Source organism: Enterobacter cloacae complex sp. HYC033_NIDB (assembly GCF_056673335.1).
Window position 1 is genome coordinate 3594497 of the sequence record NZ_CP115123.1, and the last position, 12441, is coordinate 3606937.

The window sequence follows — 12441 nt, forward strand, 5'->3', positions numbered from 1 at the left end:
CATAAAAAGACCCGGCGCGGTGGCCGGGTCTGGTTGGTCGGGGACGGTTCCTATTGGTAGATAGCGTCGCTGTATTCCGCGACAGTCAGAGATACCGTGTTATCTGTGTTCGGTTTGATGCTGTTGACTGTCCATAGCTGACTGTCCAGTTCATCTACTGTCGCTATGAGATAGCGCGATGGAAGCTGCACAGTGTCTCCGTTCCATATGTTGAGCTGAATGTCTGGTATTGCCGCGGTGAATCCGTACTTTGTATCGCTGCGGGACGTAGCCGGATAGCGCAGTGTCGGGTTACCCATGCTGTCGGTAACCAGCACATACATCGATCCGGTAAACGTGATCGGCTCGCTGGTATCGAAATCATTCCCGGCGCGGCCGGTGATGTAACCCTGCTGCTGGTTGCTGTCGTAGATGTCAGGCATCTGAATGACGCTGCCAACCTGAATTATCCCGTCTTCGAACACCTTGGCGTTCATCTTCACCCGGGAGTAGATCAGGCGTTTCGTTTCGCGCAGCGCGCGTTCTCGTGCCTGATACTCATTACGGAAACCGACTATTTCAAGCTTGTTCGGATTCTCCGCTTCCTGCTCGACGATGGCGCCGTTCAGCACGCGGTAGTTGATGTACGTCTTATTGTTCGTGGTCGGATGAACATAGGACACTTGGACGCCGTCATAACCGCCAGGAAGAGTAGCTTCGTACGTCATTTTGTACTCGTCCGTCTTCATGTTCGCCCGGTTGAATACCGCAGCCGGGTAGTCAACCTTCTGATCGCGGGTAAATGTCAGCACACCGTCATCCCAGTACGCCACAACCGACGCCGCATTGCAGATCGCCTGCACACGGTCGCCCAGTGAGTCGTTCTCGTCGTCAAACGTGTAATCGAAGTAGCCCAGACGCTCGTCAGGCAGGCTTTCAGCAATAGAGTACAGACCGTACAGGTCAATGCTGCTTACCGGCTGTTCGCCCATAATCAACCAGGTATGCGCAACCGCATCAGCGAACGAGCGCGACGGCCGCAGCGTATAATCCACAGCCTGCGTGTCGAGGTCGTACGTGATGGTATGACGCGTCACCAGGGCGTTATATTTGCGCTCACGGCTGCCCAGGGCATTCTCAGTCGCCCGAACTTTTACGCGCACCAGCGTGTCGGTCGGGTGAACGACGTTTGTCCTGATGTTGATGCTGTGGATCTCTTCGACCTTCAGCAGGGAAGCGTCGCCGGAGTTATCCGTGCGCTGGAAGCTGACCGCGTATTTCCCGAAGCCGCCGGTCGGCGTGATTTTGTCGGTGCGGTAGAAAACCTCACTCGTCGACTGGTGCGGTGTCGTCTGCCGGTACGTGAAGGTTTGCTGCGTGCCAGGAACTTGGTTGTAGTCGTCGTCGATTTTCCAGATGACAACCTTCCAGTTCGTCTCTTTCTTCCCGCCCAGACTGGATTGCGTGTGCAGCCACAGCTGCGTCGACTCTACCGGGGAGAAGAACGGGCCGACCACCAGCGCCTCGTTATCGTTCAGGATGAACTTCGTTGTGTTGATCGTGGCGTTAACCGGGATGTCCTGCGGTCCCTCCAGCTGGTTCATCGTGAACGTGTACCAGCGCACCGGGTTAACCACAGCGCCGTCGTTTGTTTCAACGGCGGAAATCAGCGTACCGGAGAATGTCGCGTCAGTAGTGACGCTGCCGGAAGCTGTGTTGTACGTGACGTTGATGGTGAAGGTAACCGCGTGCGGCAGAACCAGGCCCATGAAGTAATCGAACTCGGCCTGCTTCACGATTTTCATCGCTATCTGGCCGCCGGAGTAGGTACCGCTGACTACGGAGGTAGCAGTGGCGCTCTCTACCGGGAAATCGCTGGCTTCGTTCTGCCCCGGCACCTCCTGCCCGTCGACGTCATCGAACCCGTATCCCTCGACGATCTGCGGGATAACTTCGCCAGGCTGGAAGAACTGGAATTCAGCACCAGCCAGAGAACCCAGGCTTGATTCTGAGTAGCGCACAGACTCGTAATCGTATTTGCCAATCCCGATACACATCCATTCAGTGACGTACTTAAGGCCGCCGTCTGTGGACGTCTGGTGCACGTATTCGAATACTGATTCTTGAATCAGATCCGGGAAAGAGCGAATCTGACCGTAGATGTCCGGTTTGGCTTTGTAAACGCGCGCGGTGTTTGTCTGCCCGGTCAGGCTATTGTTGGGCGAGTCGACCGTGTTACCGCCGTTGTTTGCGATAGCTGGCTTCGGCGCCAGGAACGAAAACACCTGGCCCACCACTTTAAAGATCGGGCTGAGGATGTCGCCGACAATCCCCTTTGGCTGGTCGAATATCTGGATGTGGTCCAGCTCACTCAGTTCAAACGCCAGCTCATCATCGTCGCCCAGCTTTACGCCGTTGCGGACGATCAGCAGATCTCGGTGAAAGGTAGCGTCATTGGCCGCCAGCCAGTCATAAAAAAGGGTGCCGTTTGGCACCCTGCAACGCAGCTTAGGCGTTCCTGGAAAATTCGATATCTCAACCAGCGCCATAAGAAAAATACTCCACTTTGGTGAATGCCCGCTGAATTACCAGCAATGAATCCTCTTTCACGCTTCCGTTTTCCCCGCGCGCATGAATGGCTTTTCGGTTCAGCACCAGGCCAACATGCGCCGGTTGCGCGCCTCGGTACCCGACGAATATCCCGCCTTCGATCGGTTTATCGACCTGGCGCCAGAAGACGACGTCGCCCTGATAGCAGGTGAAGAAGTCGGCCCCGGCTTCGTAATCCGGCGTCTGATGCAACTCAATGCCGAGGACGTGACGGTAATACAGGACCACCAGCCCCCAGCAATCGACTTTCTCGAACGAGCAGGCCCGGTTAGCCCACGGTACTCCGATAACCCGCCGGATAAATTCATCTTTAGTCATGCGGATTCCTTATAGGTACTGGAGTCCAGTGTATTCGCGGGGATCGTATAATTTTCCAATATTATTATTGAGCGGGTTGGTGACGGACAGAGTGACCGATGCGGCGTCGGCATCGATATCCACCGTCTTGACGTAAAGCTGCCACGACTTTATCGGTACCGACACATCGCCGCTGTCGAAGATCTGCCGCGTTGCCGTAATAGCTGTTAGCCGAGCCGCCCCTTTCCACTGCTTCATGAGAGCTTTAATGTCAGACGACAGACGCCCTAACTTCACCGTAGCGTCGATCACCGGCGTACCGCTCTGCTGGCTCTCTTCGATTTCAAAGCGCGCTGGCGTGTACGTCTGGCCGCCGAGCGTCTTCGGGAAGAACTGCTTGTCGACAAGGCGGACATAGCCAAATGATGGATGGTAGAACGTAATGGTGTCGTACAGTCCGCGCGTCGGGCGTTGCTGCTTATACTCCCTGAAGCTCGGCATTACGGCACCCTCGGTAGTGATTCCGGATCGCGACCGTCCGGATAACCCGTGACAACGATATCCAGCCACGAATCCCACGGCGGCGGCAGTTCAACAATTATGTCGTCAAACTCGTCGTCAGAGTTGTACAGATGATTGGCGATAACGGTTCCCGTCCAGGTCACCACTCCGCCGTCGATACTGGTTTGCACCGGCATCTGCGTGAAGTGAAGCTCCTGCAATTGCAGGCCGCTACCGCCCAGATTGATATTCATCCGGAACCAGTTCAGGCCTCGGTTGAGATAGTTCGGGCTGCGTAGCCACTGCTGGAAAGCGCGCTCCTGCGCCAGAGTGAAGATCCACGTCAGCGACCAGGTCACTTTCAGGTCGTCGGTCTGATTCTCGAAGATAGCCGGGCCGACCGCTGGCTGATCGGTCTGGAACCCGGTATCGAGAGTCATGTTTTTGCTGGCCTTCTGCGCCAGCGGCAGCCAGTCGGGATAGTCGATAATTGGCATCAGCCCTGCCCTCTCGGCGTGCGTTTAACGTTCATGTTGCTGGTTATGGCGTTACTTATTGGGCCACCGTTGTTCAGGTCCGCGACTATTACATCCACAGTCACTCCGCCATTAGCATCCGTACCGGCCTGCGCATCGACCGAGGATGACGTGTAGTTCTGGATGTTGATTACCACCCCGCCACCTCCGCTGGCAGTCATCTCCTTGTTGCTGATCACCCTGCCATTATCGCCCGGTATCATGTACTGCTTACCGGTACTGGCCTGGTAAATCTCAGGCATACCGCCTTCGCCGACCTGATACATCCCTCCAGCCGATACAGGGCCGCCGTTTTTACGCTTTCCTGACAGTGCCAGGATGCCAGCCATCGCGCCAAGACCAATAGCAACAGCGCCACCGAATGAAGCCACGGAGGACATGATGGCCGCCGGAGTCCATGCGGCAGTCGAAGCAGCGGCGGCTGTGGTACTGGCAGCGGATTGCACGCCAATGCCAGCAACCTGAGCTGACGTTGTCGCTGCAATTGCAGCCTGCTGGGTTGTGGAACCCATTATGGCCGACTTAACCCACTCAGACCCCATCTGCACAAACGTATTAACAAGGCTATTTAATACAGTCCTGCCTAATGATTTAGCCGCCTCTTCGGCGTCCATACTTTTGGTGATAAGTCCAGTAAAGGCGTTAGAAGCATTCCCAGCCAGTGAGTCTACAGATGCAGCGATCGCTGCGTTCCCGGCGCTCTGATTACGGAATATCTCCCACTGCGCCGCAACACGTGCCTGCTCGTACTCCTTGTCAGCGTTAGCACGCAGCATAAGTGCGTTCTGGTGAGTAATCAGCCCCTGCTGCTCGTATGCCTGAATAAGCGCGAGTTTTCGGGCGTTTTCATTCGCCAGTTGCTGAACCGGATCAATGCCACCTACAGCATCTTGCTGTGGTGTCACCGCCTGCTGCGCGCGGATTTTTGCGAGGTTTGCCTGGTGTGTGGCCTCGAGTCTCTCAGATGTCTGATTGAACTGCTCCTGGCTTATTTTCTTAGCAGCCAGAGCGGTATTCAGATCCTGAACATCCTGCTTATAGCTTGCGTTTTCGCGCGCTTCTGGTAGGAGCTTCTCGGCTGCGGCCTGTGCTTTGAGCGCATTGGCCGTATCCCATTTTGCCGCCGCGTACTGCCCCGCCAGCGCGATCTGGTCTTTTGTGGCTCCTTTTCCGAGAGACTGCTGCGCATTCAGAATCGCCTGCTCGCGACTCAGCTTATTTGTTGAGTCAGCGGCAAGCTCCGATTGCTGCTTGAGATTAGCCAACTTCTGAGCGATAGACTCCGCCTGAGACGCTCCTTTCTTCTGTTCGGATTTGAGGGCCTTCTGCGCCTCTGTATTTTTGTAAGTGGCGGCAGCGTCATCCTCCATCTGCTTGGCATGCGGATCATCCTTCGCAAATCCGGCATCTTCGGCAGCGTATTTAGCCTGCAACCGCGCGCGGGCCTCCCCCTGGAGCTTAGAAAGTGCCAGATTACGTTCTGACTGCTTGATAAGGTTCTTCTGGCCGCTGGTTAGATTGTCTGTCTCTTGCTTGAGCGCCGCGACGTTGCCTTTGGCGATTACCGCCTCACGCGAAAGTTCTACCAACTTACCAACGAACGCTGTGAGCGCAGTTTGCCCCTTTTCAGTAGAGCTCTGCGTGTTCTGCAACTCTGTAGCCAAACGCTGTAAAGCCTCTGGCGATGGGTTTTTGGCAATATCTGAAAGCTGCTTGCTCAGCTCAAATGCTTTCTGCTCGGTGATGCCGAACTTGTCCGCTACGGCTCCAACAGTATTGCCGATGCTGTTCGCAGTAGCCTGGAACGCCTGACCTGCGCCGTATGCCTGCTTAACTGCCTCGGCATAGTTATCGGTGGTAATTTCCAGAGTAGCCAGACGGTCATTAAATCCATCTACCGATGCATAGCCGCCAGAGAACGCCGACAATGCTTTATCACCGAAAGACAGTAGAGAACTTGATGCGTCACTGATGGCTTTCGGTATTTTGTTGATCGCCTCGTTGTACTCCAGGAGCGCCTGGTTACGCATCAGCGTTGCGACCTCAGCGTTGGTCTTCGCCAGGTACGCATATTTGTCAGACAGCGCGGCCACGCCATTGATAGAGACGTTGATAACCTTGTCCATCGCTTCGGCTGCATCTTTCAGCGCATCCATGGCGTTCTTGCCGCCATTCAGCGAAGTAATCAGCACGCCAGCCAGGACCGAGCCAAGCGCGATTATAGCGCCAGCAACAGCGCCGCCTGGGCCAAATGCCCCGGCAAGTTGCGAACCCTGCTGAGAGAAAGCCACCAGCGCAGACTGCCCACCCTGCACCTGTACGATGAAGTCCTGAACCTGATAACCAGCTTGCTGCATGCTGGTCTTCCACTTACCAGTGCCCTTAGCCCCATTCTCGACACCTGTTTTCATGTCGTAGAGTCGACTGGTAAGCTCACCGATCTTCTGCTTCTCTTCATCGGTCGCTTTCGACCCGGCGCGTAATTGAGCCGCCAGCACAGCAGCACTACGCGCGCCATTCTCCTGTGCTTCGTCCAGCACAGCGAGTTGGTTACCAAGAGCCTCGATAATTGATTCAGCGCGATTAAATTCGCTGTTAGCACCACCAGTTCCGCTGCGAGCTTCTTCCATTGCACGGGCAATGCCACTCACGTTGGTGTTCAGCTTGCGCAGCTGGTTGTCCATGGAGTTGGCATATCCAGCCAGTTCTGTAAACGCGGCCCCGGTTTGTGAGGTGCTCTCGTCGAGGTTATCCATTCCCTTGCCAGATTGCTGAGCGGCTGCATCCAGCTTATCCAGAACATCAATGGCCTGTTTACCGCCCTGCAGCAGCGGCTCGACGTCGGCACTGATTTCATAAACGATGCTACCGGCGTTTTTTTCACTTGCCATAACTTTCTCCGGGCATAAAAAAACCCGCCGGAGCGGGTTGTTAAGCTAAATTATTTAAGCCTCTCTTTTACCGAATGCATATCCCAAGGCCAAAGTAAGTATTGGAGTAAATATTGACCAGACATCTTTAAGGGCGCTCACAATGTCAAATTTTTCAGGCGAATCAAGATCGAATGAAAAATGAAAAAAAACAAGCAATAAACAAATACTAAACAGCCCACCTAGATAGAAACAGTATTTTAGAGTTGTCCAAATGAATGAGTCTTTTGCGTGCTCACCAGTTCCGATCTCTTTGGCAATCGTTCCTGCAACACTAACGCCGCCTAGTCCACCTTGATGTACAGAAGGAGTTGTAGTTTCGGTATTGTTGTTGGGTATATCCGGTTGAGATGCAACAAAAGGCTCCGACATCACGCCCCCTCATAAAGAGAAAAGTTAGTAATGACAGAAATTTGATTATCACCGATTTTTCTGATTAAAGAATGCCAAGCTAAAAATAATTTCAATCCATTAGATTTTTTACCAATCTCCGCAGGGATAACAAGACCTACAGCTTCATTCATAATAGGTACAATTACCTTATGAACGAAAAAGACTTCTCCATTCCTAACGTATGCATTAACCCCCTGTTTATTAGACTCACTTTCGGGCAAAATTTCCGTTTCAATTGAAATGGATAACCCGTCATAAACAAGTTTTAGAGGCTCAGAAGCCCCCAATGGATTGATAATGTTATGAAAGCAACCTGACTCTAATAGAGTTTTCCCATTTGCACTGGCTTTTACTAACATTTTAACCTACTGATAAGCTAAATGACATTTACGATGATATTACCATCCTAAGTAGTAGACTTACTACTCTTGAGAATGTCAGGGGATCTTCTGGCCTTTTGTTTAGCTATGTAAGCATCCGCGATGCTGTCGTACTCTTCGCGAGTGAAGCCTTTCTGGTCAGGGTATTTCGCCGCCAGCAGCATCTGAAATTCGGTCATCGTTAACTGAGAGGCTTCGACGCGGTTCATGCCGAAGTGGCTGCGTGCCGAACTGATGTAATCGAAGGCCTTAAACTCATTCGTGCGCTCACCTGATTCGTGGCGCTGCAACTTTCGCACCTTGGCCTTACCGACAACGCCGTGCTGCATGAGGTGTTGCGCCAGGACGATGATGTCGTTCTTTGGCAATCTTCCCGGTCGGTAGACGACGCAGTGCCGCCACCCCTTCCACTCGCCGATCATTGGTGTCAGGTCGTCATCGCAGCACGCCTGAAGTACCAGCATGCACGTTGATAAAAGCTTCTCAGCAAAGCGATTGAATGATGGAGATAGCCATTCAGGAAAGCGTCCCAGCGTGCCAGCGCATACCTCAATCAGCTGAGCGACATCATTGCCGTGGATGGTGGCGTACGCCTGCACAATCTCTTCCGGAGTGCCGATCCTGGTCATGGCCTCGAATGAAGGTCGCAGCAGGTAATCTTTCCCGCCTTCGCGGCTGTCGCTGATAGAGAGTTCGCCAATATCGGTTAAAGCGGTCATAGGCCTTCCAGTAAACGGTCATTATCAAGGGCAGCACGCCGCCCTTTGGAATGTACGTTAGGTAACGGTAACTGTATGCACGGCCACAAAGTTGCCGTCTTCGGTGTTGATGATGATCTGCGCGCTGCCGGTGGCGACACGCGTCACGGTAACGGTGTTGCCGGAGGCGGTGGCCGTTGCTTTAGTCGCATCGGTAGTCGCTACAGTGAAATCTTTGTTGGTTGCGCCGGTTGGTGCGACGTTAACCGTGAAGGTGCTGGTACCGCCCGCCGTGCCGGTGCTGGTTGCCGGAGTTACCGTTACGCCAGTCACCGCTACAGCAGTCAGTTCGTTCACTTCGATGGTAGTTGCATCGCCGACTTTGAACTCGGTAGAGAACGTGACGATGTCGTTGGTGCCGCCGTCAGAGCTCAACGCCGTGATGTTCATGTAGCCGACGAATTCGACCGGACCGTAATCCATGCGCACCCAGATACCAGGCTGGCGCTTGGCCTTTAGTTCATCAGCGAAATACTTGATGAATTTGCCGACACCGTACTGATCCAACTTGTCCTTCTTGCGCACTTCACCTTCAAAGCTCAGGGTGAAATCACTGTTGGTGATGATGGTCTCGACATAGCCGCCGCCGTCATCCGCATCAGAGGTAACCGAGTTCGGGTTGAAGTCGAAGCCTTTCGACGTACCAGCGGCCAGCGCCATCCACTCCCCTTCGAGTGGCTTGACGTCCGGGCAGCCATCGGCGACTTCCAGCACGACCGCACCGCCGAAAAGGCGCTCGTTCGAGTTCGGGCAGTTACCCATGTGAAACTCCTCTTTGACGTATAAAAGAAAACCCGCCGAGGCGGGTTATTTGGTTGGGAATGGCTATTCGCCGTAAGTGCAGGCGAACTGGAGTCGGAAGACTATTCGCCCTTCTTCTGTGAGCACCGGCGCGGGAATTGCGCCCATGTTCTGGATGTAGCCGACGCACTCGTCAGCCATGGGGTTGGCCTGGACGTAATCGACGATGCGCTGCACGGCGTTGAGCGCGTCTTTGCGCTTGTCCTTTGCGCCGACAACGTCGACCAGGACGTGATACTCAGAACCGAGGTCAGTGCGGATGTTCGACCCGCCGTTTGGCCTGAACACCATGATCGCCTTCGACAGGTCGCCCGGGTCGTCGTACATCAACTGCTGCACCGTGAAGCCGGCAGTTAGCCCGGCGTCGCCGAACATGTTGCGCACCCGCTCGTGCATCATGGGTGTCATAGCGAAAGCTCCTTGCGCATCACCGCATCAACGTTATCGCGCTCGTCATTTGCGCCTTTGGTCAGGAATTGCGGCTCACCATGCGGATCCCAGTAGTTGCCCTTTCCTGTCCCGCCACCGAATTCTTTCGGTTTCTGCGGGCCGAACTCAGACCGGTTGCTGGTCACCCCGAAGTGCGCGCGCGGCTGGCCTTTCAGCTTTCCGGACGCTTCGTGAACGTACGCGGCATAGTTGGCTGAGTAACCGATGCGCCCGGTGATGAGCACGCCGCCAGCGTCGATTTCACGAAATTGGCTGTTAATCAGCGTTGAGCTGTCGATCGGGGTGTAATAGGCTGCCCGGACACCGATGAGAATCATCGCTGACTGGAGGGCGCGGATTACCTTGCGCCCCTTAACGTCGTTGATGACATCGTTCAGGTGCTTCTTCGCCTGGCTGATGCCCTTCACTTTGATGCCCATGGCTACACTCCCGTAATTATCGACCAGTCATCTTCCAAGCCGTCGAGAGTATCGTTCCAGCGCGTCACGTGACGAACCTCATCGGCACCTGCCACGACCGGGTCCGGCTCAGCGCTAACACCAATCAGGATGTAGTCGCCCTCATCAGCTAACGCATACGCAGTAAAGAAGGTGTTTTTTACGACAACCTCTTTACCAATGGAGCCGAGCTTTGCAGACAGGCCGCCGATGTAGTCGCACATGATGGTTTCAGGCGGTTCATATGGGTCGACAGGATCGCCCCACTCGTCATTTCCACCAGCACCCTTACGCCATATCGTGCATGGCTTGTTGTATGACCATGAAGCAGTAGACGACATCAGCCCTCCTTCCAGCGCAGCACCTTCGCGCCGGTCGCCCGGATGCGCTCACAGTTGATATGCCACTCGCCGTCCGATTTCACGTAGCCGGTAGTCTCCCGCCCGGTGTCGGTCATCACCCAGACGCGGGTGAACGAGCGCGGCAGCCCGTGCTTAACTGATTTGTACGTCATCAGCAGCCTCCTACCACCATGAACAGGCCGACGCTGTTACCTGCGCTGATTGGTAGCTCACCGGTACATCCACTGGTATCGAGACGGGCCAGCGAGTCGCGCAGCCATGTGATGCTGTCGTCGCCATATTCAAAAGAACGGGACGCGCCAGACGGTGCCCCCTGCGATTTGATACGGCGCGCGCCGGAGGACGTAGCCATAAGCGCTGCGGCATACATCAGGATCAGCTTCGCGGTGCACTCGTCATACCCAGCACCATCGAGGCACGGAATAATCTTGTTCACCACGCAGAGGATCGGATCCAGCAGCGCGCCCGGGATGGAGTAACCCAATTCACCGAGGAACGCCTGCACGTCTGCCGCTGTGATTGGGTCAGCCATGGTTATTTCGCCTTCTTGATTGCTTCCGCCAGTGCTGCTTCGGCTTCGTCAGCGCGTTTTGTTTCTGCTGCCAGCGCGTCGGCATGAGCCTTGTCTTTAGCTTCACCATCGGCGATTAGCTTTTGGTTCTGCTCCAGTGCGTCGGCGAGTTGCTTTTGCAGGTCAGACAAATCACCTGTGGGTGCTGACGGCGTTGCCACCTCAAACACCAACTTTTCGCCTTTCTTCTTGTCAGTGTCCTTCGCCTTGCCAGTGCTGATCCAGCGCTTTGCCGTTTCATCGTCTACCTCTACCACGGAACCAACCTCCAGTTTGCGGAGGTTGGCACCGGCGTGCAGGTTACTTGCCACGATTTCTACCAGTGCCATGATTTATCCTTAGCTTGATGCGTGAATTACGGAGTATTTGTTGTTGATGTCCTGCTTGACCATCAACCCCATTGCACCCCAGGTGCGCCAGATGTAGTCGCTGTTGTACTCCGGACGCGGAGATGCGACGGTACCGATAGCCTGGCCGACGATTGGAGCGATGACGCCTGCACTCAGTGGAACGATGACGATTTCGTTACCTGTGAGCTGGCTGTCTTCTTTAATCGCCGCTACACCGGTCAGTTTCAGGATTTCATCCATGATCGTTCCGGACTGGAAGTTGTCGGAGAAATAGCGTTCCAGGTTGGAGATGATTTCACCGGATACGTACCAGGTCTGCTCTGCATACTGGTTGTTCACGCGGCGCATCTGATCACGCAGTGCGATTGCGCCAGCGCGGATGTCCTGAGACGTTGCTGTGCCAGAGGTAAAATCGATGTTCAGGCCTGAAGCGCCAAGGTCGATCTGCGCTACGCGCTCATCGTCACGCAACCCTTTCCAGGTCAGACCGTCAAACACTGCGAAGTTGCCAGCTTTGTCGCGGAAGCCGTTGAAGATGTAGTCAACGTAACGACGCTGAACGTCTTCAACCGAACCACGCTGCGCATCAGCCTGCGACTGCAATGCCTGCGGGCTGTTGAAGATTGGATCACGCCATTCGAACTTAAAGCCCGAGTCGTGGATAGGCACCATGGTGCCATCGAAGGAATAGCTACGAGCATCGAGTGCCGCGCCGACCTGTCCGGACATGGAAGTGTGAGCCCAGCCGCGGCCACCGGTACGAGCGTAGTCGTAACGAGACTGTTCGATTCGAACGGAGCGAGAAAGCGGCATTAGATCGTTCAGCAGAGTGAACTCGGTATTCGGCTCGAACTGCTGAAGAACAGTTGTGTCGAAAGCGCGATACAGGCGACGAATATCGTCAACTGCGTTCACCGCATCGAGATAAGGAGCGTTTTCTGCATCGCCACGGAACTGAGTGCGCGCCAAGAAATCCGCTGCTGCCTGAGCACTGGCGTTTCGCTCAATTTCAAGAGCGCGCCATTGCGCCTGATTTACCGCGAGGTTACCGGTCTTTTCACCGATAGACTTGGAGAATACAAACAT

General features: G+C 54.6%; 16 protein-coding genes. All 16 read right to left on the minus strand.

What is annotated here, in order from left to right:
* Positions 1-50 precede the first annotated feature (50 nt).
* On the minus strand, positions 51-2528 hold the full coding sequence (locus O1721_RS17200) for a host specificity factor TipJ family phage tail protein (RefSeq protein WP_032668806.1): 2478 nt from the start codon (positions 2526-2528) through the stop codon (positions 51-53).
* Positions 2515-2907, minus strand: a complete 393-nt coding sequence (locus O1721_RS17205; RefSeq protein ID WP_032648608.1) for an NlpC/P60 family protein — start codon at positions 2905-2907, stop codon at positions 2515-2517. Before O1721_RS17205 ends, O1721_RS17200 begins: the two co-directional genes overlap by 14 nt.
* A 9-nt stretch (positions 2908-2916) precedes the next feature.
* On the minus strand, positions 2917-3387 hold the full coding sequence (locus O1721_RS17210) for a hypothetical protein (RefSeq protein ID WP_032648609.1): 471 nt from the start codon (positions 3385-3387) through the stop codon (positions 2917-2919).
* On the minus strand, positions 3387-3884 hold the full coding sequence (locus O1721_RS17215) for a hypothetical protein (protein WP_032648610.1): 498 nt from the start codon (positions 3882-3884) through the stop codon (positions 3387-3389). The genes O1721_RS17210 and O1721_RS17215 overlap by 1 nt, the downstream gene beginning before the upstream one ends.
* The gene (locus O1721_RS17220; RefSeq protein ID WP_032648612.1) at positions 3884-6814 is read right to left on the minus strand and encodes a coiled-coil domain-containing protein; all 2931 of its coding nucleotides are present in this window, start codon (positions 6812-6814) and stop codon (positions 3884-3886) included. The genes O1721_RS17215 and O1721_RS17220 overlap by 1 nt, the downstream gene beginning before the upstream one ends.
* Before the next feature lie 54 nt (positions 6815-6868).
* A complete protein-coding gene (locus tag O1721_RS17225) occupies positions 6869-7225 on the minus strand; it encodes a hypothetical protein (RefSeq protein WP_048983890.1) in 357 nt (118 codons plus the stop codon).
* Positions 7225-7605: a hypothetical protein gene (locus O1721_RS17230; protein WP_032648615.1), complete on the minus strand. Its 381-nt coding sequence runs from the start codon at positions 7603-7605 to the stop codon at positions 7225-7227. The genes O1721_RS17225 and O1721_RS17230 overlap by 1 nt, the downstream gene beginning before the upstream one ends.
* 47 nt (positions 7606-7652) lie before the next feature.
* Positions 7653-8345 carry a DUF6246 family protein gene (locus tag O1721_RS17235; protein WP_032648617.1) on the minus strand — a complete coding sequence of 231 codons (693 nt, stop codon included), beginning with the start codon at positions 8343-8345 and terminating at the stop codon, positions 7653-7655.
* 57 nt (positions 8346-8402) lie between these two features.
* Positions 8403-9146, minus strand: coding sequence for a phage tail tube protein (locus tag O1721_RS17240; RefSeq protein WP_045324988.1), 744 nt, complete (start codon positions 9144-9146; stop codon positions 8403-8405).
* Between the two features lie 63 nt (positions 9147-9209).
* The gene (locus tag O1721_RS17245) at positions 9210-9593 is read right to left on the minus strand and encodes a phage tail termination protein (protein ID WP_032648620.1); all 384 of its coding nucleotides are present in this window, start codon (positions 9591-9593) and stop codon (positions 9210-9212) included.
* Positions 9590-10054 carry a hypothetical protein gene (locus O1721_RS17250; RefSeq protein WP_032648622.1) on the minus strand — a complete coding sequence of 155 codons (465 nt, stop codon included), beginning with the start codon at positions 10052-10054 and terminating at the stop codon, positions 9590-9592. Before O1721_RS17250 ends, O1721_RS17245 begins: the two co-directional genes overlap by 4 nt.
* A gap of 2 nt (positions 10055-10056) precedes the next feature.
* Entirely contained in the window at positions 10057-10413 is a 357-nt protein-coding gene (locus O1721_RS17255) for a hypothetical protein (RefSeq protein ID WP_032648626.1), read from the minus strand.
* Positions 10413-10586, minus strand: a complete 174-nt coding sequence (locus O1721_RS17260; protein WP_023300380.1) for a hypothetical protein — start codon at positions 10584-10586, stop codon at positions 10413-10415. The genes O1721_RS17255 and O1721_RS17260 overlap by 1 nt, the downstream gene beginning before the upstream one ends.
* A complete protein-coding gene (locus O1721_RS17265; RefSeq protein WP_032648628.1) occupies positions 10586-10966 on the minus strand; it encodes a DUF7370 family protein in 381 nt (126 codons plus the stop codon). Before O1721_RS17265 ends, O1721_RS17260 begins: the two co-directional genes overlap by 1 nt.
* A 2-nt stretch (positions 10967-10968) precedes the next feature.
* Entirely contained in the window at positions 10969-11334 is a 366-nt protein-coding gene (locus O1721_RS17270; RefSeq protein ID WP_032648630.1) for a hypothetical protein, read from the minus strand.
* Between the two features lie 9 nt (positions 11335-11343).
* Positions 11344-12441: a major capsid protein gene (locus O1721_RS17275; RefSeq protein WP_014884000.1), complete on the minus strand. Its 1098-nt coding sequence runs from the start codon at positions 12439-12441 to the stop codon at positions 11344-11346.